This is a genomic window from Planctomyces sp. SH-PL62 (assembly GCF_001610895.1).
Lineage (GTDB): Bacteria > Planctomycetota > Planctomycetia > Isosphaerales > Isosphaeraceae > Paludisphaera.
Window position 1 is genome coordinate 2,615,333 of sequence record NZ_CP011273.1, and the last position, 24,377, is coordinate 2,639,709.

22 protein-coding genes are annotated in these 24,377 nt (G+C 69.2%); 12 read left to right on the forward strand and 10 right to left on the reverse strand.

Going from position 1 to position 24,377, the window contains the following annotated elements; all coding sequences use genetic code 11:
• The first annotated feature begins 229 nt into the window (after window positions 1-229).
• Both VT85_RS10090 and VT85_RS10095 read left to right on the forward strand, forming a co-directional pair.
• Window positions 230-712: a fasciclin domain-containing protein gene (locus VT85_RS10090; RefSeq protein WP_068414173.1), complete on the forward strand. Its 483-nt coding sequence runs from the start codon at window positions 230-232 to the stop codon at window positions 710-712.
• A 169-nt stretch (window positions 713-881) separates the two neighbouring features.
• Complete coding sequence (locus VT85_RS10095) at window positions 882-1,769, forward strand: isochorismatase family protein (RefSeq protein WP_068414176.1); 888 nt, start codon at window positions 882-884, stop codon at window positions 1,767-1,769.
• A 67-nt stretch (window positions 1,770-1,836) separates the two neighbouring features.
• On the opposite strand, the gene VT85_RS10100 is transcribed toward VT85_RS10095, so the two are convergent.
• Entirely contained in the window at window positions 1,837-2,301 is a 465-nt protein-coding gene (locus VT85_RS10100) for a hypothetical protein (RefSeq protein ID WP_068414178.1), read from the reverse strand.
• 114 nt (window positions 2,302-2,415) lie between these two features.
• A complete protein-coding gene (locus VT85_RS10105; RefSeq protein ID WP_068414184.1) occupies window positions 2,416-3,420 on the reverse strand; it encodes a 6-bladed beta-propeller in 1,005 nt (334 codons plus the stop codon).
• 271 nt (window positions 3,421-3,691) lie between these two features.
• Between VT85_RS10105 and VT85_RS10110 the strand changes: the two genes are divergently transcribed.
• Window positions 3,692-4,798: a DUF3500 domain-containing protein gene (locus VT85_RS10110; protein ID WP_082858498.1), complete on the forward strand. Its 1,107-nt coding sequence runs from the start codon at window positions 3,692-3,694 to the stop codon at window positions 4,796-4,798.
• A 55-nt stretch (window positions 4,799-4,853) separates the two neighbouring features.
• Here the strand turns inward: VT85_RS10110 and VT85_RS10115 are convergent, their stop codons facing one another.
• Both VT85_RS10115 and VT85_RS10120 read right to left on the reverse strand, forming a co-directional pair.
• Window positions 4,854-5,843, reverse strand: coding sequence for a YiiX/YebB-like N1pC/P60 family cysteine hydrolase (locus tag VT85_RS10115; protein WP_156512783.1), 990 nt, complete (start codon window positions 5,841-5,843; stop codon window positions 4,854-4,856).
• A gap of 288 nt (window positions 5,844-6,131) precedes the next feature.
• Window positions 6,132-6,500: a DUF488 domain-containing protein gene (locus tag VT85_RS10120; protein WP_068414186.1), complete on the reverse strand. Its 369-nt coding sequence runs from the start codon at window positions 6,498-6,500 to the stop codon at window positions 6,132-6,134.
• Window positions 6,501-6,846: 346 nt separating this feature from the next.
• Between VT85_RS10120 and VT85_RS10125 the strand changes: the two genes are divergently transcribed.
• The 6 genes from VT85_RS10125 to VT85_RS10150 are packed head-to-tail and all read left to right on the forward strand — an operon-like array spanning window position 6,847 to window position 12,902.
• Window positions 6,847-7,917 (forward strand): MFS transporter, encoded by a 1,071-nt coding sequence (locus VT85_RS10125; protein ID WP_156512784.1) that lies wholly within the window; start codon window positions 6,847-6,849, stop codon window positions 7,915-7,917.
• Between the two features lie 20 nt (window positions 7,918-7,937).
• Window positions 7,938-10,184, forward strand: coding sequence for a molybdopterin oxidoreductase family protein (locus VT85_RS10130; RefSeq protein ID WP_068414191.1), 2,247 nt, complete (start codon window positions 7,938-7,940; stop codon window positions 10,182-10,184).
• Window positions 10,185-10,209: 25 nt separating this feature from the next.
• Entirely contained in the window at window positions 10,210-10,911 is a 702-nt protein-coding gene (locus VT85_RS10135; protein ID WP_082858499.1) for a 4Fe-4S dicluster domain-containing protein, read from the forward strand.
• Window positions 10,911-11,396: a Rieske (2Fe-2S) protein gene (locus VT85_RS10140; RefSeq protein ID WP_068414192.1), complete on the forward strand. Its 486-nt coding sequence runs from the start codon at window positions 10,911-10,913 to the stop codon at window positions 11,394-11,396. Before VT85_RS10135 ends, VT85_RS10140 begins: the two co-directional genes overlap by 1 nt.
• A gap of 55 nt (window positions 11,397-11,451) precedes the next feature.
• A complete protein-coding gene (locus tag VT85_RS10145; protein WP_068414193.1) occupies window positions 11,452-11,679 on the forward strand; it encodes a DUF6755 family protein in 228 nt (75 codons plus the stop codon).
• Window positions 11,676-12,902 carry an MFS transporter gene (locus VT85_RS10150; RefSeq protein ID WP_082858500.1) on the forward strand — a complete coding sequence of 409 codons (1,227 nt, stop codon included), beginning with the start codon at window positions 11,676-11,678 and terminating at the stop codon, window positions 12,900-12,902. Before VT85_RS10145 ends, VT85_RS10150 begins: the two co-directional genes overlap by 4 nt.
• A gap of 18 nt (window positions 12,903-12,920) precedes the next feature.
• Here VT85_RS10150 and VT85_RS10155 read toward each other — a convergent pair whose 3' ends face one another.
• The 4 genes from VT85_RS10155 to VT85_RS10165 form a co-directional block, all read right to left on the reverse strand.
• Window positions 12,921-13,976: an NAD(P)-dependent alcohol dehydrogenase gene (locus tag VT85_RS10155; protein WP_068421768.1), complete on the reverse strand. Its 1,056-nt coding sequence runs from the start codon at window positions 13,974-13,976 to the stop codon at window positions 12,921-12,923.
• A 174-nt stretch (window positions 13,977-14,150) separates the two neighbouring features.
• The gene (locus tag VT85_RS10160; protein ID WP_409999945.1) at window positions 14,151-15,320 is read right to left on the reverse strand and encodes a hypothetical protein; all 1,170 of its coding nucleotides are present in this window, start codon (window positions 15,318-15,320) and stop codon (window positions 14,151-14,153) included.
• Between the two features lie 75 nt (window positions 15,321-15,395).
• A complete protein-coding gene (locus VT85_RS27515; protein WP_156512785.1) occupies window positions 15,396-15,566 on the reverse strand; it encodes a hypothetical protein in 171 nt (56 codons plus the stop codon).
• A gap of 1 nt (window position 15,567) precedes the next feature.
• Window positions 15,568-15,960 carry a DUF983 domain-containing protein gene (locus VT85_RS10165; protein WP_197491200.1) on the reverse strand — a complete coding sequence of 131 codons (393 nt, stop codon included), beginning with the start codon at window positions 15,958-15,960 and terminating at the stop codon, window positions 15,568-15,570.
• A 216-nt stretch (window positions 15,961-16,176) separates the two neighbouring features.
• Between VT85_RS10165 and nth the strand changes: the two genes are divergently transcribed.
• Window positions 16,177-16,866, forward strand: coding sequence for an endonuclease III domain-containing protein (gene nth / locus VT85_RS10170; RefSeq protein WP_068414195.1), 690 nt, complete (start codon window positions 16,177-16,179; stop codon window positions 16,864-16,866).
• A gap of 73 nt (window positions 16,867-16,939) precedes the next feature.
• Here nth and VT85_RS10175 read toward each other — a convergent pair whose 3' ends face one another.
• Window positions 16,940-18,007, reverse strand: a complete 1,068-nt coding sequence (locus tag VT85_RS10175) for an ankyrin repeat domain-containing protein (RefSeq protein WP_068414198.1) — start codon at window positions 18,005-18,007, stop codon at window positions 16,940-16,942.
• Window positions 18,008-18,033: 26 nt separating this feature from the next.
• A complete protein-coding gene (locus tag VT85_RS10180; RefSeq protein WP_068414201.1) occupies window positions 18,034-20,850 on the reverse strand; it encodes a hypothetical protein in 2,817 nt (938 codons plus the stop codon).
• 287 nt (window positions 20,851-21,137) lie between these two features.
• Between VT85_RS10180 and VT85_RS10185 the strand changes: the two genes are divergently transcribed.
• Window positions 21,138-22,247, forward strand: a complete 1,110-nt coding sequence (locus VT85_RS10185; RefSeq protein WP_068414205.1) for a tRNA adenylyltransferase — start codon at window positions 21,138-21,140, stop codon at window positions 22,245-22,247.
• A 647-nt stretch (window positions 22,248-22,894) separates the two neighbouring features.
• A complete protein-coding gene (locus VT85_RS10190) occupies window positions 22,895-24,244 on the forward strand; it encodes a DUF1501 domain-containing protein (protein WP_068414209.1) in 1,350 nt (449 codons plus the stop codon).
• Window positions 24,245-24,377 lie beyond the last annotated feature (133 nt).

Here is a 24,377-nt window from a genome sequence, read left to right on the forward strand (position 1 = left end):
AGCGCGGCTCCCGTGCATCTTGCGCGCCGCGGACGGCGACCACAAAATTCGCCGCAAACACAACTCTGCAAGGGACATCCATACAATAAACAGAGTTAATCCGTATCCAATATGCTTGTTAATACAGAAATTTCAGTCTTTTTCGTCAAACCCCCTTTTCTTGTCTCGACTGAACTCTATAGTTCCTCCGAACAACCCGTCCCGCTCGACACCATTCAAAGGGAATTTTATGAACAAGTTCTTTGCATCGGTCGCCCTCTTCGCCCTGGCCGTACCGGCCTTCGCCGCCGAGAAGGACATCGTCGACACGGCCGTCGGGGCCGGCGATTTCAAGACGCTGGTCGCGGCGGTCAAGGCCGCCGGGCTCGTCGACACCCTCAAGGGCGACGGTCCGTTCACGGTCCTGGCCCCCACGGACGAGGCGTTCGCCAAGCTCCCCGAGGGGACGGTCGAGTCGCTGCTGAAGCCTGAGAACAAGGCCAAGCTGATCCAGATCCTGACCTACCACGTCATCCCTTCGAAGGCCATGGCCGCCGACGTCGTCAAGCTCGACGGCAAGTCGGTCAAGAGCGTACAGGGGGGGGAGATCAAGGTCACGGTCGACGGCGACGACGTGAAGGTGAACGACGCCAAGGTCGTCAAGACCGACGTCAAGTGCAGCAACGGCGTCATCCACGTCATCGACACGGTGATCATGCCGCCCAAGAAGTGACCGTCCGGCCCACGCCCGGCGGCCCCTGAGCGCAACCGGCCCGCTCCGTCCCCTCGCGGGGCGGGGCGGGCCGGGTTCGTTCGGGCGATCCCCCCTTCCGTCGCGACGTCGGGGCCGCGATCATGGCGGGGACGCGTCGATCCCCCTTCGTCCCGGACAGGACCCTCCGATGAACCGGCCTTCCTCGCGAATCCGCGCCTCGCGCCTCGTCCCGGCCTGCCTCCTGGCGTTCCTGCCGCTCGCCGCCCTGGCCGACGAGCCCTTCAAGCTCAACCTCCGCTCGCGGAGCGTGGCCGACGGCCGGGTCTCGGTGGTCGAATCGGCCGCGACGTGGGAGCCGAGGAAGACGGCGATCATCGTCTGCGACATGTGGGACCAGCACTGGTGCAAGTCGGCCGCGCGTCGCGTGGGGGAGATGGCCGGGCCGCTGAACGCGACCCTCAAGGCGGCCCGCGACCGCGGCGCGTTCATCATCCACGCCCCCAGCACCACCACCGGCTTCTACGACGGCTCCCCGCAGCGCCTGCGCGCCCAGAAGGCCCCGCACTCGCCAACGCCCGCCCCCCTCGCCGACAGCCTCCGATGGGGCACCGCCTGGTACTGGACCGACGCCAGCCGCGAAGGGGTCCTCCCCATCGACGACTCCGACATGGGCTGCGACTGCGCGGAGAAGTGCGAGATCACCGCCCCCTGGACGCGGCAGACCGCCGCCATCGACATCGACGACGCCGACGCGATCACCGACGACGGCCAGGAAACCTGGAACCTCCTCGCCGAGCGCGGGATCGACCACGTGATCCTCTGCGGCGTCCACCTCAACATGTGCGTCCTGGGGCGGCCGTTCGCCATCCGCCAGCTGACCGTCCTCGGCAAGCAGGTCGCCCTGATGCGCGACATGACCGACACCATGTACAATCCCGAGCGCCCTCCCGGCGTCGGCCACTTCGCCGGCACCGACCTCGTGGTCGAGCACGTCGAACGCTACTGGTGCCCCACGTTCCTCAGCACCGACCTCACCGGCGCCCCCGCCTTCCGGTTCCCGGCCGACCCCCGGTGAACGAGACTGGGGCAAGCTCGCTCCCGACCGATCAGCGGTGCCCATCGATCGGCGGACCGAGCCGGATTCACGGGCCGCCGCCGAGTGAGTCGACGTAAACGGCGGTCGCGATGTTGACGCCGGCAAAGGCCAGCCAGAAGAACACTCCCAGCATGAGCCACATGCCGTCGAAGCGGTGAGTTTTGCTCGCGAATCGATACGTCTCGAATCCGAGACCGTACCGAGCCACGTCGAATCGTCCCTCAAGCTCTCTTGCGTACTCGGAGAGCGTCCTCAAGGCATGGCTGTGGTAAAGGTATTTGATCCCTAGAAAGCCTGTGATAGCGGCGGGGATCAGGATCGAAACTTGCCGATATCGATTATTGTCCGACGCCAGGACCCAGGCCCAGATGCCCCCGGCCGCCAGCAGGCCGTAACTCATGTCGTTCTCGATGCGTTCGACCCGGCTGAGGATGTCGCTTTTCACCTCGGAGTACTCCGCCAGGAGGAACTCCTTCTGGTCCTCGCTCAGTTTGCTTGCCTCTTCCGTCATCTCGCAGTCCTCCCAGTTCAGGAAATCCCCGCCCGTTCCTCACCTCCCATCGCGATCAGACGCATGGAGTGGGCGTGGGCCCGGCCGATCGAGCGACGGCCCCACGCCCGGCTTTCACTTCGCCCGCACGAGCTTCATGATGCGGCCGGAGACGTTCCAGTCCTGGATGTAGAGGTTTCCGAGCTGGTCCCAGGACGAGCCGTGGGTGCCGCTGAAGATCCCCTCGATCCACTGATCCTGGGGGATGTTGTAGCTCCCCCCCTTGGCGCGGTCGGGGTTGTTGCCCAGTACCGAGATGATGGTGTTGGTCTTGTCCAGGACCACCAGCCGCCCGTGCAGGTCCGGGATGGAGACGAACTCCCCCTGGACGCAGGCCGAGGTGGGCATCCCCAGGCCGGTGACGACCTCCTCGATGAAGTTCCCGTCCAGGTCGTAGTGGACCAGGCGGCCCTTGGGCTGGTGGTTGCGGTCGCAGATCAGCAGGCGGGGGGGGTCATACCGGGTGTCCAGGGTCATGCCGTGGGCGGTGTTGAACTCCTTCAGGCCGTTCCCCTTGGTCCCGAAGTGCATCAGGTACTTGCCGGCCTTGTCGAACTTGAAGATGTGGTCGCTGGCGTAGCCGTCGGCCAGGAAGATGTCGCCGTTGGGGGCGACGGTGATCGCCGTGGGGTTGAACGCCTTGAGGTCCAGCCCCGACTCTTTCGGGAACGGCAGGGTCAGGACGATCTCGCCGGTGCGGGCGTCGAACTTGATCCCCTCGGCGTTGTTGTTGCGGGCGCCGTAGAGGAACTCGACGCCGTCTTCCTCGCGGATCTTGATGTCGTGGATGTCGGAATGGCGGTCGTCGAGGAAGCTGCGGATCACCGCCCCCTCGGGCGAGAAGACGAAGACGCCGGCGTGGGCGCTCGTGTAGATGCTGCCGTCCTTGCCGACGGCCACGCCGCCGTGGGTCGGCCCGATGGCGGACTTGCCGTCGGGGGCCAGGCCCCAGCCCGGCGCGGTGTCGAACGTCATCTGGCCGCACCCCATGCGGACGGGCCGGGCCTCGCCCTCCGCGAGCGCCTGCGGCGCGAGCCCGAAGGCGAGGATCAAGGCGAGGGAGGTCGATCGAAGCTTCACGATCAGGGCTCCTGACGGGACGGAGAGGATGTCGGGGCGGGAGACGCCGCCCTCGGAATCGGTGCCATCGAAAAAGGGTAACAGCCCCGGCAGGCCAGAGACAGGCCGCGCCCCGCTCGCGCGCCGGGAGGGATTCCGCCCGGTCGATCGCCGTCGGGCGGCCCGGGAACTTCGCCTCGGGTCGACCGCGAGCTTGATGCTTTCGGTCGGAGGGCTGGTATCATGGGCTCCTGAAATGTTTAACAAGCCATCCCTCTCAGGAACCCTCGCGATGCCACGCGCCAGCAGACTCTCCTTCGCGATCGCGATCGCCTTCGCGGTCGCGGCGATCCACGGCCGTCCGCCCCTCGCCTCGGCCCACGACGGCCCGGGGGCCCACACGCACGAAGCGTCGACCGCGAAGGCCGGCCGCGAGATGGCGGCGGCGGCCAGGAACCTCTGGGCGTCGCTCACGCCCGAGCAGAAATCCAAGATCGGCTTCGAGTTCAAGGACGCGCTCCGTCACGACTGGCACTTCGTCCCGAGGCCTCGCAAGGGCCTTCCCTTGAAGGAGATGACCGGCGGGCAAAAGGCGCTGGGGCAGGCCCTGCTCGCCAGCGGCCTGAGCCAGAGCGGCTTCATCAAGGCGGAGACGATCGTCAGCCTGGAGCAGATCCTGGCGGATCTCGAACAGGGCAAGGGCCCGGTCCGCGATCCGGAGCTCTACTTCTTCAACCTGTTCGGCGACCCGAATTCGGGCGACTCCCAGGAGCCCTGGGGCTGGCGCTTCGAGGGCCATCACCTGGCGCTGAACTTCACGATCGTCGGCGATCAGGGCGTGGCCGGCGGGCCGACGTTCATGGGGACCAACCCCGCCGAGGTCCGCTCCGGGCCTCGCGAGGGCCTTCGGGTCCTGGGCGAGGAAGAGGAGCTGGCGCGGAAGCTCGTCAAGTCGCTGGACGACGCCCAGCGCAAGAAGGCGATCGTCCAGGAAGTCGCCCCGGGTGACATCCTCTCGCTCGCCGCCCGCAAGGCCGAGCCGATCCATCCGGCCGGGATCCTGACGCCGGAACTCAACGCCGAGCAGAAGGAACTCCTGAACTCGATCGTCGTCCTTTACGCGGAGCGGCTCCGCCCGGAACTGGCCGGCGACGACCTGGGCAAGATCCTCAAGGCGGGCGTCGACAAGGTCGGCTTCGCCTGGGCCGGCGGCCTGGAGCGGGGGCTGCCCCACTACTACCGCATCCAGGGTCCGACCTTCCTGATCGAATACGACAACACCCAGAACAACGCCAACCACGTCCACAGCGTCTGGCGCGACTTCGCCGACGACTTCGGCGAGGACCTGCTCAAGAAGCACTATGAGACGGCCACCGCCGCGCACGGCCACGCGAAGTGAGGGTCGGAAGTGGGGCCGGCCGCGGTCGTCGCCACGGCCGGTCGGCCCCGCTTCCTCATCGAGGCTCTCGTCGCCCACCACCCTCTGAATTCGGGCCGAGAATCGCCAGGACCCGCGGCGCCAGACGCTCGGACGACCAACGGGCGGGAAGCTCGGCGTAGGAGCGGCGGAGTTCGCCGAAGACGAGGCCCAGCATCTCGACGTCGCCCCGGAAGCTGACGCCGCCCGCCCGCGGCGCCGGAGTCGTCCACTCGCACCTGGGCTCCGGGCCGAAGACCTGCTCCAGCAAGGGCGAGGCCCAGACCCCCTCGCGCTCGTTGCCGGGCACGTAGACGGGCTGGTCGAGGGAGATCGGCCGATCCAGGATCAGCCCCGAGAACCGGACGAAGCAGAGGGCGGTGAGCGGGAAGTCGGCCAGGTTCTCCCAGTCTCCGATGCGGACCGCTTCCGAGAGGGCCAGGCCCTGCGAACGGAAGGCCTTCTCGGTGAGTTCGAGGCAATACAGGCTGGCGTCGTCCATGCGGAACTCGAAGTCGAACGGCACCTGCGACTCGAACGCCCAGCGGCAGTAAGCGAGTACGCCGGGGATGTGACGTCGATGTTCGGGCCTCAGCCGCCTCACGCCCAGGGACCCGAAGCAGTCGAGCATCCAGACCTCGAACGACTGGCGCTGGACGCCCGCGGAAGAGGAGTCGTAGACCACGGGCGAGCCGTCCTCGATCGCGACGATCCCGGTGTGCGAGAACGCGCTGTTCGTCGCCTTGGCGATGAACCGGCTCAGGGGGAATAGGCCGCGAAGGGCCCGCGCATCCCCCATCCGGAAGACGACGTCCCCCTCGCGAAGGACCCCCTGCCCCCAGTCCCGCCAGTGGGCCATCGCCGGGGTCGTCGGCAGCGGAGGCAGTCGCCCGTCCGTGCGGGCGAGGGTCGCGGCCGGGCCCCAGAAATTGCCGGTCCAGCCGGGCGGCTCCATCCAATCGGTCGGCTCCGCCGCGCTCTGCTCGTAAGACGCCAAGGCGACCATCCAGCAGATGAAATAGAGCATCGAGATGGCCAGCGCCGGTATTCAGGAGCCGCCCCGGGTCGGGCCGAAGGACGCGAATCGGCCAGGCCGGCCAGGGGCCTTCAGGAGTCGATGGGGAGAACCGGAATGCGACGCGCGATCGCGCGACCTCGGAAGGAACTTTCGCCGAGCCGAAACACCCAGGGTTCCAGCCGATCTCGCCTCGCGTTCATCCTCTTCTTTCATTTTAGCACAATTTTTGCGACACATCTTGAATCTTTCATCCCCGGCGGACTGCCCCGGACCGGCCGGGGACGAAGCGGGCCGGGCTCAGGATCGCGGGCGCTGCTCCAGGTAGTCCTTGAGGACGACGGCGCCGTTCCGCGCCTCGTCCCTGGCGGCGTAGACGAACGTGACCGGCCCCTCGCCGACCCGCCTGCGGAGGTCGTCGAGCACCTCGCCCTTGGCGTCGAGTTCCGCCTTGTAGCGGTCGCGGAACTCCTCCCAGCGATCCGGGTCGTGACCGTACCACTTGCGGAGCTCGGTGCTGGGCGCGACTTCCTTCGGCCAGGCGTCGATCGCCGCGTCCTGCTTGGTCACGCCGCGAGGCCAAAGCCGCTCGACCAGGATCCGCGCGCCGTCCTCCTGCGATGGCGCCTCGTAAGCCCGCTTGAGCCGAATCCTCGGTTTCTCGGCCATCTCTTCGACGCCTTTCTTCGGGTCCGCAAGAAGATCGGAATGTCTGGTGCAACCCGTTGACCTGGCATCCCGACAAGACCAGCATAAGGGCTTGTCGAACTCCGGAACGCCCGAGCGGCCCGTTTCGCGGCATGACCGCTCGTCACCTCGACGGATCGGGAGTCCGCGGGCCGCACCCCTTCCTCTGAGATTCCTCGAAGACGGCTCGACAAACTAGACCTTCTGGTCCAGAATAGAACCCGTCGATTCCGACGACACAGGAACGACGAAAACCACGGAAACATCGGGAATGCCGATCGAACGTAAGGATCGGCCCCTTCTCGTTCTCCCATCCGAGGGCGGCGCCATGTCCGGGGCGAAGGTGAAGGCGGCGATCTACGGGACGCTGGCGACCGTGATCCTGGCGATCCTGATCGTGATGGGCTCGCGGAATCTGGCCCATTTCGACGCGGCGCTGGTCGGCTATACGTTCGCCGTGCTGTTCGCCGCGTTCGGGATCGTCTATCGGTACGCGATGTGGCTCCAGCGTCCGCCGACGGCCCTCTACTGGAGGAGGGGCTGGCAGCTCTTCTTCCAGCCCCGATGGATGGGGCGGAACCTGGCCCAACTCGCGGCGAGGCTGGTCGGCGGCTTCGCGGTGAATCGGTTCATCTGGAAGCGGAACTGGGGCCGGGGCGCGGCCCACATGCTGATCATGTGGGGCTGCGTGCTCGCTTCGGCGGTCACGTTCCCGCTGGTGTTCGGCTGGGTCCACTTCGCCACCGTGCCGGGGCGGTTCGACCTGTACCAGGCGCACGTCTTCGGCTTCCCGACGCAGACGTTCCCGGTCGAGTCGTTCTTCGCCTTCCTCGTCTTCCACGCCCTGGTGTGGGCCTCGTTTTTGGTGATCGCGGGGGTGATGCTGGCGATGCGGCGGCGGATGCGCGAGCACGGGGCCGCAGCGGTGCAGCAGTTCGGCGAGGACTTCCTGCCGCTGATCCTGCTGTTCGCGATCAGCGCGACCGGCCTGATGCTGACGGCCAGCTACACCTGGATGAAGGGCTACGCCTACGACTTCCTGGCGATCCTGCACGCGGCGACCGTGATCTTCACGCTCCTGTGGCTCCCCTTCGGCAAGCTGTTCCACATCTTCATGCGGCCGGCGCAGCTCGGGGTGAGCTTCTACAAGGACGTAGGCGCGAGGACCGAGCCGGCGCGGTGCCGGCGCTGCGGGGAGGAATACGCGTCCCGGATGCACGTCGAGGACCTGATGGACGTCGAACGTCGGCTGGGCTTCCAGTACGAGTCGGACATCCCCGGGATCGAACATTACCAGTGGATCTGCCCGGGGTGCCGACGTCGGATGTTCGCCCTGGCGCAGGGACGCCTCTGGGGCGGCGCCGCGGGTCGTCCCGCCGGCGCCCCCACCCTGGACTGACTGACGCGAGGAAAGGACCGATGGCCAGCACACCCCTCGACGCTCTCGAGATCATCGACGTCTACGGCCCGCACCGGAGCTACCCCTCGGGCGCGAGGCTGGACACGGGCGTCGAGCCGGACCGCCTGGTGAAGACCCACTGCTGCTTCTGCGGCCAGCAGTGCGGCATCCAGTTGAAGGTGAAGGACGAGAAGGTCATCGGCTTCGAGCCCTGGGCCGACGCCCCGTTCAGCAAGGGGATGCTCTGCCCCAAGGGGGTCCGCCGCTACCTCCAGGGGAGCCACCCCGACCGCCTGCTGACGGCGCTGAAGCGCGACCCGACGGCGCCCGGCGGCTTCGCGCCGATGGGGTATGAAGAGGCGATCGCGCGGGTGGCCGCCGAGATCGACCGGATCCAGAAGGAGCACGGCCCGGACGCCTTCGCGGTGCTCACCGGGGCGAGCCTGACGACCGAGAAGGCGTACCTGATGGGCAAGTTCGCCCGGGTCTGCCTGAAGACGGCCAACATCGACTACAACGGCCGGCTCTGCATGGTCAGCGCCGCGGCGGGGAACAAGAAGGCGTTCGGCGTCGATCGGGCGGCGAACCCCTGGTCCGACATCCCCAAGACCGACCTGGTCTGGGTCAGCGGGGCCAACATCGCCGAGTGCGCCCCGATCACCACGAACTACATCTGGCAGGCCCGCGAGAACGGCGCGAAGATCATCGTCGTCGACCCCCGGCTCACGCCGATCGCCCGCACCTGCGACCTGTTCCTCCCCGTCAAGCCGGGCCGCGACGTGGCCCTGTTCAACGGCGTCCTGCACCTGATGATCGAGCACGACTGGCTCGACCACGACTTCATCCGCGACCGCACCAACGGGTTCGAGAAGACGGCGGAGCACGTCCGCGAATGGACGCCCCGGCGCACCGCCGAGGTGACCGGCGTCGCCGAGCGCGCCATCCGCCAGGCCGCCGAGATGTGGGGGACGGCCGGCTCCAGCTTCCTGCTGCACGCGCGGGGGATCGAGCACCACAGCCACGGCGTCCAGAACGTGCTGGGGGCGATCAACCTGGTGCTGGCCTCCGGCCGGATCGGCCGCGAAGGGTGCGGCTACGCCACCATCACCGGCCAGGCCAACGGCCAGGGGGGCCGCGAGCACGGCCAGAAGTGCGACCAGCTCCCCGGCGGCCGCGACATCTCCGACCCCGAGCATCGCGCCTTCGTCGCCAAGGTCTGGGACGTCGACCCCGACTCCCTCCCCGGCCCCGGCGTCGACGCCTACGAGATCTTCCGGGAGGTCGACCGCGGGCGCATCAAGGGCCTGCTCTCGATCTGCTTCAACCCCAAGATCTCGCTCCCGGACAGCGACTTCATCGCCCGGATGCTGGACAAGCTGGACTTCTACGTCGCCATCGACTTCTTCCTCAACGAGACCGCCCGCCACGCCGACGTCGTGCTCCCCGGCTCGCTCCAGGAGGAGGACGAGGGGATCGTCACCCAGGTCGAAGGCCGGATCATCAAGATCAACAAGGTGGTGGATTCTCCCGGCGACGCCCGGCAGGACTGGAAGATCATCCAGGACGTCGCCGCCGCCCTGGGCCGCCCCAGGGGGTTCACCTTCCAGGAGCCCCGCGAGATCCTCGACGAGCTTCGGCGCGCCAGCGCCGGCGGCACGGCCGACTACTCGGGCGTCACTTATGAGAAGGTCGAGCGCCAGGGGGGGGTCTTCTGGCCCTGCCCGAGCGACGACCACCCCGGCACGCCGAGACTCTTCGAGGAAGGGTCGTGGAACCCGATCGCGAAGGGGGCCGGGCCGTTCTATTTCCTCGACGGCAGGGCGAAGTTCCACGCCGCCGAATACACGCCCCCCGCCGAGGACGTGGACGCCGAGTTCCCCCTGATGCTCACCACCGGCCGGGTCGTCAGCCAGTTCCTCTCCGGGACCCAGACGCGACGGATCGGGCCGCTGGTGGACCAGTACCCCGAGCCCCGGGTCGAGCTCCACCCGAGGCTCGCCGCCGAGCTCGGCGTCGCCGACGGCGACTGGACGGTCGTCGAGTCGCGCCGCGGGACGTGCACCCTGCGGGCGATGGTGGTGACCACGATCCGCCCGGACACCGTCTTCGTCCCCTACCACTGGGCGGGGCCCAAGAGCATCAACCGCCTGACCATCTCGGCCCAGGACCCGATCTCCCGGATACCCGAATACAAGGTCTGCGCGGTCCGCGTGGCGAGGGCCCCGGCCCCTCCCGATTACGAAGGCCGACTCGAACCCCAGCAATGATCAACCGAGCCGACTCGGAGGGGCCATGGTTCCGGACCATCATATTTTCTTCATCGACCCCAATCGTTGCATCGGCTGCCAGGCCTGCGTACACGCCTGCGCCGAGTGCGACACGCACAAGGGGACGTCGATGATCCACCTGGATTTCATCGACCGGCCGCACTCGGTCCAGACCACGCCGATGGTCTGCATGCACTGCCATTCGCCGACCTGCGCCGAGGTCTGCCCGGCCGACGCCATCAAGCGGACGGCCGACGGCGTGGTGCAGAGCGCCCGCAAGCCGCGCTGCATCGCCTGCAACAACTGCGTCCTGGGCTGCCCCTTCGGCGTGCCGAAGTCCAACCCGGGCCTCGAATTGATGATGAAGTGCGACATGTGCTACGACCGGACGTCGGCCGGCCTGAAGCCGATGTGCGCCACCGTCTGCCCCAGCGGGGCGCTCTTCTTCTCGACCTTCGAGCAGATGGAGCACCTCCGCCCCCGCTCCCAGCCGATGAACCGATTCCAGTTCGGTCGGCAGGAAGTCACCACCAAGGTCCACATGATGGTCCCGCGCGACCGGGCCCCCGAGATCGTCGACGTCCTGTCGGTCCTGGAGGGGGAAGGCGAGATCGAAGGGGGAGGGCGGGGGGCGTCCCCGTCGGCGCACGCCGGCCCCGACCCGGGGGCGGGCTTCGTCCCGCTCGACGCGCTGCTGGCGTCCATGTATGAAGAGGGAGGATCCTGATGATCGGCGACCAGCCCGAACCGGGAACCCGGTTCCCCGACTCCCGGCCCGAGAGCGAACAGCCCCCCTGGCGGCTCGACTTCCCGATCGACGTGCCCCAGGACAACTACATCGCCCGCCGGGACTCGGTGAAGTTCCTCGTCCTGACGAGCTTCGCGTTCGTCGTCGGCCAGATCTGGATCGCCGCCAAGAGCCTCGTCCGGGGCCGCGGCGCGCCCCCCTCGCAGCGGATCGCGACCGTCGACGAGATCCCCCTCGGCGGGGCGATCGGCTTCAACTACCCCGGCCCCACCGACCCTTGCCTCCTCCTGCGCACGGCCGACGGCACGCTCCTGGCGTACGGGCAGAAGTGCACACACCTCTCCTGCGCCGTCGTCCCGGAGCTGGAACACGACCGCCTCCACTGCCCCTGCCACGTCGGCTCGTTCGACGTGGCGACCGGCCGCCCCCTGGCCGGGCCCCCCGACGCCCCTTGCCCCTGGTGAAGCTGGACGTCCGCGACGGCGTCGTGTACGCCGTCGACGTCGAGGAGCGGACGACATGAAGCGTCCCTTCACCCGAGACCAGAAGACGACCATCGTCTACGGCGTCCTGTGCATGGTCCTCATCCTCGTCGTCCTCCAGCTCTGGCTGCTGACGGCGACGATGAACGCCTTCCTCGGCGGCGACGTCGCCGTCGTCTGGCCCGCCCTCGCGGCAAGCCTCGTCTGCCTGCTGCTCAACGCCGGGCTCCTGAGATACGTCTACGCCCTGGAGAGTCATTCATGACCGCTCCCGTTTCGACCACCCCCGGCGACGAAGCCGGGGTGAAGACCAGGCCTCCCGCCGGGAACACGCTGCAACTGGTGCTCAACACCGGCGCGTTCCTGGTCTGCTTCGCCGTCTTCGGCTCGGTCTCGGCGATGATGCCGATCCTCAAGAAGCGGCTCGGCCTCGAACCCTTGCAGGTGAGCCTGGCCCTGGCCGTCCCGGTGCTGCTGGGGAGCCTGGGGCGCATCCCGCTGGGCATCCTCTCGGACCGCTACGGGGGGCGGCTGGTCTTCTCGCTGGTGATGCTCGGGTCGATCATCCCGGCCGTCCTGATGGGCTGGGTGGAGACCTATCCGCAACTGATCGCCTGCGGGTTCTTCATCGGGCTGGCCCTGGCGAGCTTCTCGGTGGGGGTCGGGTCCGTCAGCCGATGGTATCCGCCGCATCGCCAGGGGACGGCGATCGGCGTCTATGGGGCCGGCAACGTCGGCCAGTCGCTCGCCTCGTTCGGCGCGCCGGTGCTGGCGGGGTGGCTCGGCTACGTCTGGGGTTTCTGGACCTTCGCCGCCCTGACGTTCGGCTGGCTCGTCCTCTACGTCCTGCTGGCCCGGGACGCACCCGGCCCGCGCGTCGACCGTCGGCTCTCGGAGTTCCTGCACCCGCTGGCGGACTCGCGGAGCTGGGTCCTCAGCCTCTACTATTTCCTGACCTTCGGCGGGTTCGTGGCGATGGCCGTCTACCTGCCGACCTTCCTGACCGAGATCTTCGAGCTGGAGCCGTCCGACGCCGGCCGCCGGACGGCCGGGTTCGTCGTCCTGGCCACGCTCGCCAGGCCGATCGGCGGCTGGCTGGCGGACAGGGTCGGCGGCCGTCGCATCCTCGCGTGGGTCTTCCCCGCGACCGCCGTCATGGCGCTGTTCCTGGCCTGCCCGATGATGACCACCTTCACCATCGGCGCCCTGGGGATGGCCCTGGCCATCGGCCTGGGCAACGGCGCCGTCTTCAAGCTCGTGCCGGAAGACTTCCCCAGGGCGGTCGGCAGCGTCACCGGCCTCGTCGGCGCCGCCGGCGGGCTCGGGGGGTTCTTCCCCCCCCTCGTCCTGGGCGCCATCCGCCACTCCACCGGGTCCTACACCTGGGGGTTCGTCCTGCTCAGCCTCTTCAGCGCGGCCTGCCTGCTCGTCCTGGCCCTGACCGGCTCCCGGTCCACCCGGCGCGAGCCGGTCCCGGCCCGGGTCTGACCCCGACGGGCCGCCGGCTCACGCGTCGAAGGTGATCAACGGCTTGACGACCCCGTCCGCCTTCGTCTCCATCAGCCGGAGGGCCTCGCCCACCTCCTCGAACCGGAACCGATGGGTCGTCAGCGGGGTCGGGTCGATCCGGCCGGTCTCCAGCAGCCGGAGCAGGCGCCGCATCCGCAGGCTCCCGCCCGGGCAGAGGCCGGTGCGGATCGTCTTGTCGCCCATCCCGACGCCCCAGGCCAGCCGGGGGATCGCCACGGAATCGCCGTGGCCGAAGTAGCCGGCCACCGAGATCGTCCCGCCCGGCCGGGTCGCCTCGACGCACGCCTCGAAGGTCGCCTGGGCCCCCAGGCACTCGATCGCCGAATCGACCCCGACCCCGTCCGTCAGCCGCAGGATCTCCTCGACCGCGTCCCCCCGCGAGGGGTCCACGACCACGTCGGCCCCGAAATGCCGGGCCAGCTCCCGGCGCTTGGGGACGCCCTCGACCGCGATGACCAGGCCCGCCCCCAGCAGCCGGGCGCAGGCCGTCGCCATCAGGCCCACCGGCCCCTGGGCGAAGACCGCCACCACGCCCCCGGGCGGGATGGCGGCGTGCTCGGCCCCCATCAGCCCGGTGGACATCATGTCGGCGCAGTAGACCGCCGCCTCGTCGGGGATCGCGTCCGGGATCGGCGTCAGGTTGGCCCGGGCGTCGTTGACGTGGAAGAACTCGGCGAAGACGCCGTCCTTGTCGTTGGCGTACCGCCAGCCGCCGAGCAGACCCCGGCACTGCGAGGTGTAGCCCCGCTGGCAGTTCTCGCACGAGAAGTCGGGGGTGATGGCCCCGACCAGCACCCGATCCCCGACCCGGAAGCCCTTCACCTCGCCCCCCAGCTCGGCGACGACCCCGACGGCCTCGTGGCCCAGCGTCAGGTCGCGCCGCTCGCCGACGCCGCCCCGCAGGGTGTGGACGTCGGACGTGCAGACCAGGGCGCGCGTCGTCTTGACGACGGCGTCGTTGGGCCCGGGCGTCGGGACGGGCTTGTCCATGAACCCGACCTCGCCGAGCCCCTTCATCACGAAACACTTCATCGTCGCGGCCATGATCGTCCTCCGATCGCCGCTCGCCGCCCCCGGCGAGGCGAGGGTGCGCCGACCGGGAGCGGACTCGTCGGCCTATCGACCAGCGTAGCCGCGCCCGGACGCCTCCGCCATCGCGCCCCCGGCCGACGTGGCACGGAAGAAACGCCGGCCGCGGCCGGCGGCTCAGCGCGGGGCGGCGGGCGCGACGCGGCGGATGCGGTGGTTGCCGGTGTCGCCGATCACGAACGAGCGGCCGTCGGGGGCGAAGGCGACGCCGTGGGGCCGGTCGAGGCCCGCGGCGACGGCCGGGCCGCCGTCCCCGGCCCCCCCTTGACGCCATGACCGGCGACGGTGGAGACGAGCCCCGTGGCGGCGTCGAGGCGTCGGATCGCGTGGTTCTCGGTGTCGACGATGAGGAGGTCGCCGTTCGGGGCGGCGTCGAGTTCCTTCGGGCCGTCGAAGGCCGCGTCGCGGGCCGGGCCGCCGTCGCCGCGATAGCCCTTCCCGCCGCCGGCCAGCGTGGAGACAGTCCCGTCGGCGGCGACCGCGCGGAGCGAGTGGCCGTTGCGTTCGAGGATCAGGAGCGAGCCGTCGGGGAGGGCCTCGACGGCGCGCGGGCCGAAGAACGAGGCCGTCGCGGCGGGGCCGCCGTCCCCCGCGCGTCGGCCCCGGCCGTCGCCGGCGAAGGTGGCGATCCGGCCCGAGGCGAGGTCGACCACGCGGACCCGGTGGCCGGAGACGTCGGCGATGAACAGCCGGCCCCGGCCGTCGAGGGCCACGTCGTTGGGCTCGACGATCCCCGCCTCCGGCCCCGGCCCGCCGTCGCCCGAGGTCTCCTCGCCGCCGTCGCCGGCCACCGTCGTGATGACCCCGGTGCCGCCGTCGACCCGTCGCACCCGGCGGTTGAGCCGGTCGGCGAAGTAGATCGTCCCGTCGGCGTCGATCGCCATCCCGTAGGGCTCGTCCAGTCGGGCCGAGGTCGCCGGGCCGCCGTCTCCGGAGAACCCCTTCCCGCCGTCGCCGGCCACCGTCGTGATGACGCCCGTCGCGGCGTCCACCCGCCGGATGCGATGGTTCCCCGTGTCCGAGAGATACAGGTTCCCCGCGCGGTCGTACACCACGTCGAACGGCTGATCCAGCCGGGCTTGCGCCGCCGGCCCGCCGTCCCCCGAGAACCCGGCCTCGCCCGTCCCGACGATCGTCTCGATCCGGGCCGCGCCGGCGCCGGCGTCGTCCCCGACGAGTCCCAGCAAGCTCGCGGCGAGCGTCAACGCCGTCGGCAGCATCGCGAAAGCGAACATGGATCGCAGTCCCCCTGTCATCCCGGATCGTCTTGAAACGGCGGGCGTCGATCCCGCCCGGCCCATCCCAAGACGGTAAAGCGCCGGGGGCGGAGAACCCAGGGGGGAGCGAGGGAGAAAGGCCCCGTCAGCGTCCCGGTCGGGTTTCGGGGCGATCGGCCGAAGGATCGACGGCGGTCGACGAACGGCGCCAGAACGCGAGTTCGCCGAATCCGCGACCCCGGAGGTTCCAGATGATCAGGAACGCCGCCGAGTTGACGCACAGGCCGAGGAGCAGAATCACCCAGAGAAAATCCATGTCAGTCTCCCGACCCCTCGGGGTCCAGATAGCGGTCGAGGTGGATGAACAGCACCCGCGAATAGCGGAACACCGCCGGCGCCAGCGGCAGGAACGCGGCCCAGGCCGCGACGATCACCCAGGTCATGGGCCAGGACGGGGCGAGCCAGAACCGGCCGATCGCCGTCCCGGCCGCGATGATCGGGATGCCCAGCGCGTAGCTGAAATACATGGCCCCGGTGAAGTATCCCGGCCCGCGCTCGAACCGGCAGCCGCAGCACGGACAGGTCTCGTTCATCCCCAGCGAAGACCGGAAGACCCGCCCCTCGCCGCACTCCGCACACCTCTGCGACAGCACGGCCCGGGGCTTCAGGCGTCCCCCGCCCCCCCCGCGCCGCCTCTCCTGGACTCTCAACGTCCACCCCCATCCTGGCCTCGCCGCGACGGATCCGGCTCGATCCATCTCCTGGATATCCATTTTGGGCCTGTCCCGTCGGAAACCACAATCCTTTCTGTTCGCGAGGGCCGACCTGGCGGACCGTCCGGCGCCGCGGGACGGAGCCTTGAGGCGGCCCGGGGCGGCCGCTAGACTGACCGTCGGCGTCGCACCGTCCGCAGGGGAGGGCCGGCGATGGGCGAAGGGACCGAAGGGCGGGGGGGGACCGAGCCCTGGGACGCCGATGAGGCGTTCCGGCGGCTGCGCGAGGCCGTGCGGGGGCTCCCCAAGGCGGCGGTGTTCGACCTCCGCGACCGCGGGTTCGGCAGCCCGTTCGAGGTCCTCGTCGCCAGCCTGATCTCGGCCCGGACCCGCGACGAGACGACGCTTGCGGTCGGCCTCCGGCTGTTCCCGATCGCGGCCTCGCCCCAGGCGATGATCGACCTGGGGGAAGCCCGGCTGGTCGAGCTGATCCGGCCGGCGACCTTCCCCGAGCCCAAGGCGCGGGACATCCTGGAGCTGTCGCGGCGGATCCTCGCGGAGCACGGCGGGGAGGTCCCGGAGACGGTCGAGGAGCTGACGGCCTTCCGCGGGGTCGGCCCGAAGATCGCGGCCCTGACGCGGGCCGTGGCGTTCGGCGCGGCGACGATCCCGGTCGACGTCCACGTCCACCGGGTCGCCAACCGCTGGGGCCTGGTCGCCACCCGCACGCCGGAGGCGACCATGAAGGCCCTGGAGGCCGTCCTTCCCAGGCGCTACTGGATCGAGACCAACGAACGCCTGGTGCCGTTCGGCAAGTTCATCTGCACGGGCGTCGCGCCGTTTTGCTCGACCTGCCTCCTGCTCTCGATGTGCCGGCGCGTCGGGGTGACGCGGAGCCGGTGAGCGGCCCGGCGGCGGGCTCAGCTCGACTTGTGCGGTTTGCACGAGGCGAGAAAGATACACGTCGACATCTGAGTCAGAGCACCGCGCCGGCATGTCTTAGCAGGGCGGCGGCCTCGGCTTGACCTTCCTTCAACGCCCAGGCCAGCGGAGTGAGGCCATCTCCCCCGGACCGATTCGGATCGGCTCCCCGCGCGATCAGCAACTCCATCGCTTCGATGTTCCCCCCCTTCGCGGCCAGCGCGAGCGGCGGGGTGCCGTCATAGGCATCGTGATGGAGAACGGCCCCGCGATCGAGCGCCATCTGAAGGACCACGACGTTTCCTACCTCCGCCGCATAGGCCGCCAGGCGACCACCGCCCCATCGGCTGATGTGGTCGACATCCGCGTCCTCCCGCAGTTGCGCGTCGAGGAGACTCTCAAACATGATCAAGTCGCCTTCATTCAGGGCATCGAACATCCTGATCTTCGCCCCCCTCGCGAGCAGCAACTTGTACAGGGGCCGATTTCCCTTCTCGCTCGCGTGCGACAGGGCGCTCATGCCGTACTGGTCGACGACGTCGACGTCGGCACCATAATCCAGGAGTCGCCGGACGACTTCCACGTGGCCTCGCTCCGACGCGACCGTCAGGGGGCGTTCGTGGATGTCGCTCTCCTCTTCGGTGTCGGCCCCCCGGGCGAGAAACAGGTCGACCATCGCGAGGTCGCCCAGGAGGCTGGCGACCTGGAGCATCGTCCCGTGATACGTCCACCCCTTGCCGAAGTCGACGTCGGCTCCCTCGTCGAGGAGGGTTCGGGCGAGTTCGACGTCGCCCGACCAGACCGCGTCCGGGAGGGTCTGGCGTCGGCCGCCGGCTGCGAGCAGGATCGGCAGCATCTCGTGCCCGTTCCTTGGGGCGGCGATCGCGCAGGTCGTCGCCGAGTAGCCCTGGGCGTCTGTCAGGTTCGGGTCCGCTCCCCGGTCCAACAAGAGCCGAACCACGTCGAATTGTCCCCACCCCACGGCCTGCATCAACGCGGTAATGCCGGACGCGCTGCCGGCGTCGACGTCCATTCCCTGGTCGATAAAGGCGGCGACCGCAGCCACGTCGCCGCGGCGGGCGGCCTCGATCCATCGGAAATGGCGATGCTCGTTTTCATCCATGAATCATCCCGTGGAGGCTCAGAGGCTCAGTCGGGCGCGACCTCGCCGCCGCGCGAGCGCCACCATTGCTTGAGGCGTTCGAGGCGGAGGTGGTTGCGGTCGCGGCCGGTCTGGGTCGCGGGGTCGAAGCGGTTCATGTTGCCCTCGATCTGGCGGTACTCGACGGGGTCGATGTACCAGTTGAGGGTCTCGACGTTCTGCGCCGCCTGGCCGACCTGGATGGTGTCGCAGGTGAAGACGACCGTGCGGAAGAACTCGTCGTCGCCGGTGAGCCGCTTGAAGACGTCGTGGAGGACCTCCAGGTTCTCGTCGTTGCGGAAGAACATGGACGATTCGCGGGCCATGGCGACCCCCTGGGCCGGGATGGCGACCGAGCGGGCGCCCTCGTGGATCAGGGTCAGGAACTGGGGGACCAGGCCGACGCCCCAGGCGACCCACTCGTAGAGCCCGATGGTCGTCTCCGCCGGGGGCTTGGCCGGGGCGTAGACCTCCTGGTCGAGGATCTTCAGCCGCTTCTCGTTGCGGAAGGCGCGGACCTGGACGACGAGCACGCCGGCGGCGTTCTTGCGGAGCCAGTCCTTGTGGCTGTTGATCCAGGCCGCGCCCAGGTTCACGCCGTAGTTGTCGTAGTAGCCGGCGTCGACCACGTGCCGCGCCGGGAACGTGGGGAGCGTGACGACCGAGGTGATGAAGGGGAACGTGGCGCTCATCCGGACGGCCGAGGCCAGGCGGAGGTGGTCCAGCGCCTCGTGCTCGGCGAACAGCTTGGAGAACTCCATCGCCGAGAACGAGCTGAGGGCCGGGTATTCCAGGTCGTAGTCGTCGACGTCGGCGGCGGTCTTGAGGCGGCCGTTCTTGTCCTTGGGCTTGCCCTTCAGGTAGCGCTGGAGGAGGGCGTCGCGACTCTCGTCGAGCAAGACGCCGTTGAGGTGGACGGTCATGTCGGCCATCGGCAGGTTGGCGATGATCACCCGCCGGCCGTCCTCGACGAGCATCGGCGAGAAGACGATCGAGGGGATCTCCCCGGCCTTCTCCTTCTCCGCCAGCTCGCCGAAGGTGCGCCCCAGCTCCGGCGCGTAGTCGAGCCAGACGTCCTCCAGCTTGTCGCCCCGGTTGTAGACCGGGAACGGGGTCAGGGCGTTGGGGAGGAAGTCGTGGAAGGCGATCTGCCAGGCGATGGGGGCGAGGAAGTCGGGATGGCGGCCCCCCTGGGGCATGACCCGGTCCGCGCCGTGTTCGGCGTGCAGCGCCACGTATCGCGCCGCGCCGAGCATGCCGCCGGAGGCCCCGGTGATCAGGCGGGTGTGGCGGTGGAAGCCGGGGAAGGTCTCGTCGAGCCGACGGAGGACCGCCTGGGTCCAGACCCCGGCGCGGAGGGCGCCGCCGCTGGTCGTCACCACCACCACGATCGGCTTGCCCCGGCCCGCCGCGCCCGCCGCGGATTCCGACCCGCCCCAGCGCATCCCGGCCAGCCAGCGGTCCAGCAGCTTCTGCCGGGCCGCGAAGTCGGCCGCCCCGTCGGACAGCTCTCGCGACTTCTGGAACTTCGCCAGGTCGACGACCTCGCCATACGTCCGCGGCTTGGACTGGCTGAGGCTCAGGTGGTAGCGGTACTGCTCCAGGACCGTCGGGTAGAGGTCGGGCGCGCCGGGGGTCTTGCCGGCCAGGTCGCGGACGACCACGTCGTAGTCCAGCATGCCGGACCCCGCCACCAGCGTCAGGACCGCGACCGCGGCGATCACCCGCGACTTCCGATGCTGCCGGACCCCCAGCCAGACCGAGAACGTCGCCAGCACGCCCAGCAGGATGCAGAGCGAGAACGCCGGCGGGAACATCCTCTGGGTCGCGTTGGGGAAGACCCACGCCACCAGATAGAGGATCCCGACGATGATCAGCATGTTCTTGGCGTTCCCCTCGGGATCGAGCCGGTCGGAGTCCAGCCGCCAGAGCTGGCCGAGGTCCAGCCGTCGGCCGAGGGCCTGCCGCCGCAGCTCGTTCAGCCGGGTCGGGATCCGGGTGAGGACGACCACGACGGCGATCACCGCCCCGCCGGCCAGCCCCATCAGCCAGGGACCGGCCACGATCTCCTGCACGGCCCCGGAGCGGATGGTCGGCAGGACGGCCGGCAAGGCCAGCATCGTCAGGATCGGCGAGGCGGCGAAGAAGACGAACCAGCCCATCTGCTCGCTGGCCGGCGGCGCCGTCGGCACCAGCCGATCGAGCGCGGGGGGGAGGAACCGCCGGAGCACCGGCGCCAGGCTGCTCCACGCCCGATGCTCCGGGTCCTCCCGATGCGCCTCGTAATCGCTGACGAACAGCAGGTAGAGCATCCAGAAGATGAACAGCGTCACCCCCATCCCCGCCGTGAACTGGTCGCTCGGCTCGGGGCTCCAGAACAGGCCCGGCATCCCCATCCCGGAGAGCCCGCCGTAGACCAGCCAGAGCACCAGCGCCACTTCCAACAGCAGCACGTGGTTCGCCAGCCCCGTGTGGACGACCCGCCAGAGGATCGGATACAGCCGCCACGTCGAGACCGCCGTCAGGCCCAGGACCAGGGTGAGGATCGTCCACTGCGAGTCCAGGAAGATCCGCGCCACCGTCGGCAGGTTCGAGTCGGCCCCGCTCGCCCCGCCCCGCGCCACCGACAGGAGCTTCTGGGCGTCGACCGCCGCCGCGGGGGTCCCGGCCTCGAGGCTCGCGGAGGGGTCGCGGGCGAACGACAGGCAGTACGCCAGGTAGAAGGGAGTCGCCGCCACGATGATCCAGGCGAGGCCCGCCATGCGCAGGCCCCAGCCGTCCCCGCGCCACGGGCGCGCCCGAGTCGTCTCTGCCGCGTCGGTCATGTTCCGGCCGTCCTTAACTAGCTGCGAGCAAACCCCGCCCCGAGACGTCGGCGTCCTGCCGAGTTCGTATTCGAATGGACCCTCACAATGCGTCAGCCGGCCGGGGAAATCAAGAGCGATCGCGGCCCGCGCGAGCCCGGATCGCCTTGACCCGCCGCCTCGCCGGGGATACGATCCCTCAGGAATCTCTCCACTCGTTCGAGACGCGTCGCCTCCTCCAAAACGAGGGAGTCGGCGCGTCAGCCCGGCGTCGCCTCGATGGGCCTGAATCGACGCACCCTCCTCCCATGGCCGACGAACGCCTCCGGCGGCAGATCGCCTTCCTCGCCGCCCAGTTGATGTACAATCGGACCGAATCCGAATACTTCACCGCCAAGCGCAAGGCCGCCAAGCAGCTCGGGGTCGAATACCGATTCCGGCCCGGCGACCTCCCTTCCAACGCCGAGATCCGCGACCAGATCCAGGCCATGGCCCGGATGCACGAGGGCCCCAAGCGGCTCGACGACCTCCGCGCCATGCGGCTGGAGGCCCTCCGCATGATGCGCAAGCTCGCGCGGTTCCGGCCCCGGCTGATCGGCAGCGTCTGGACGGGCCACGTCCGCCAGGGCTCCGACATCGACCTGCACCTCTTCTGCGACTCCCAGGCCCTGGTCACCGACGTCCTGGACGAGCACGGCCTGGCCTATGAGGTCCAGCACAAGCGGATCGTCAAGTACGGCGAGGAACGGACCTTCACCCACGTCCACATCGACGACCGCCACCCGTTCGAGCTGACCCTCTACCCCGAGGACAAGGCCCACTACGTCTTCAAAAGCTCCATCACCGGCAAGGCCATCGAGCGCGCCTCGATCGCCGAGCTGGAGGCGTTTCTGAAGGCCGAGGAACCGGAGATCGACCTGGACTTCGAGGTCGAACGCGTCGAGGACCACGTCGACCGCTTCGAGATCTACCGCCTGCTGCTCCGCCCGCTCGAAGCGGTGAAACAGGACCCCAGGTATCATCCCGAGGGGGACGCCCTCTACCACAGCCTCCAGGTGTTCGAGCTGGCCCGCGACGAACGCGTCTACGACGAGGAATTCCTCCTCGCCGCCCTCCTGCACGACGTCGGCAAGGCCATCGACCCGTCCGACCACGTCGGCGCGGGGCTCCAGGCGCTCGAAGGGACGATCACCCCACGCACCGAGACGCTGATCGCCCTGCACATGGACGCCCTGGCCTACCGCCGCGGCATCCTCGGCGCCCGCGCCCGAGCCCGCCTGGAACAGTCCGAGGAATTCGACGACCTGATGCTCCTCCGCGAACTCGACACCCGCGGCCGACAGCCCGGCGCCATCGTCTGCGAGCTGGAAGAAGCCCTGGATTTCCTCCGCGACCTCGCCGAGCAAAACGAGGAATGACGGGAATCCGGGCCCGCACCATCAAGCCCTTCCCCCCTCGCGGGGGAAGGTGGCCCGAAGGGCCGGATGAGGGGGAAGACCAGCACAAGGACCGTCGGCCTTTCAAGCGGCCGGATCGCGAATCCCGACGGCTTTCCGGCTCGTCCTCCCCGTCATAACGTCCTTCCCCCCTCGCGGGCTTACAAGGGGAGGTATTTTCGCAACTACTGGTTTTGAGAGAGGTTGCTGATCGTGATTTCGGGGCTTCGGATCGACGCGTGAGTTCACCGTTCGTGGAGAACCCCGTGATTTACGGGGCCAGATCACGGCGGCGTTCTGGCACATGATTAATCGACTTCCGTAACGGCCGCGATTCCGTGCGATTTGTCCACGCAACCTGTTTCAGCCCAGAATCTTGCAGAATACCTCCCCCTACAAGCCCCTCGCGGGGGAAGACCGTGATCGAGCACGTACGCCGTCGGCGTCTTCGGTGCGTCGGCGATGGGTCCACCACGCCCGCCCGGCGGGCCTCATGATCGCGGCGGCTTCGGTCTACGCGGGAAGGGCCGACGGCGACGGTCGCGCCACCCCTTGCCTCCGGCGGGTCTGCACGCTAGACTCTTGTTGAACAAATTTCCTACATCAGTCACCGCGCGGAGCGAACGGATATGCTGACACTCTGGGGCCCGGGCGGCGGTGGCGGACGGTATTGCGACGGAGTCTCTCGGCGTTCGTTCATCCGGGTGGGCGGCCTGGCGATGGGGGGGCTGTCGCTCCCCGGCCTGCTGCAAGCCCAGGCGCGGGGGGATTCGGCCGGGGCGCGGGACAATCACAAGTCGGTCATCATGATCTACCTGACGGGCGGGCTGGCCCATCAGGACACGGTCGACCCCAAGCCCGACGCCCCCGAAGGGGTCCGCGGCGAGTTCAAGCCGATCGCCACCAGCGTCCCGGGCGTCTTCCTCAGCGAGCTGATGCCCCGGACGGCCGCGTGCATGGACAAGGTCGCGATCATCCGGTCGCTGGTCGGCCAGGTCGACGAGCACTCCAGCTTCCAGAGCATGACCGGCTTCACGATGGGGACGTCCCAGCGCGAGGGGAGGCCGCACTTCGGCTCGGTCGCCTCGCATATCCAAGGGCCGGTGGACCCGGTGGTGCCGCCCTTCGTCGACCTCGCCCCGGTGATGCAGCACCGCCCGTACAACACGCCGGGCGCGGGGATGCTCGGGCAGTCGTTCAAGGGGGCGAGGATGGAAGGGGACGACCTGGCCCTGCTCAGGCCCCCGGCCGACGTCGCCCCGGAGCGGTTCGCGGGCCGTCGCGACCTCCTGGGCCAGTTCGACGGCTTCCGCCGCTCGGTCGACGGCGCGGCGGTCGACGGCATGGGCTCCTGCTACAAGCAGGCGTTCGACGTGCTGACCTCCGACGCGCTGGCGAAGGCCCTGGACGTCGAGCGCGAGGCCCCCGAGCTTCGCGCCCGCTACGGGATGGGCTCGGCCAAGCACCTGGGCGACGGCGGCCCGATGTGGAACGACCAGTTCCTCGTCGCCCGACGGCTCGTCGAGGCCGGCTCGCGCTGCGTCACGCTCTCGTACGGCTTCTGGGACACCCACGGCAACAACTTCGGCCACCTCCGCAACGTCATGCCGCTGTTCGACCAGGGGGTCTCGGCCCTGGTGGAAGACCTCCACCAGCGCGGCCTGGACCGCGACTGCACGCTGGTCGTCTGGGGCGAGTTCGGCCGCACGCCGAAGATCAACAAGGACGCCGGCCGCGACCACTGGGCCCCGGTCAACTCGGCGATCCTCGCCGGCGGCGGCATGAAGGTCGGCCAGGTCATCGGCTCCACCGACAAGATCGGCGGCTACGCGACCAGCCGCCCCATCCACTACCGAGACGTCCTGTCCACCGTCTACCACAACCTCGGCATCGACTCCCGCTCCTACATCTACGACAAGGCCGGCCGCCCCAACACCATCCTCCCCGCCGAGCACGAGCCGATCGCCGAGCTGATCTGATCTGATCCGAGGGGGGAGCCCCGAGGTCGAACCCGCCTTCCAGACCGTCTCTCCCTCTCGCGGTGAGACGGGCCTCGTCGGGGCCGGAAGGCGGGAGGGTCGCGCACGGATGTCGTTGAACGGCCGGCCCCCG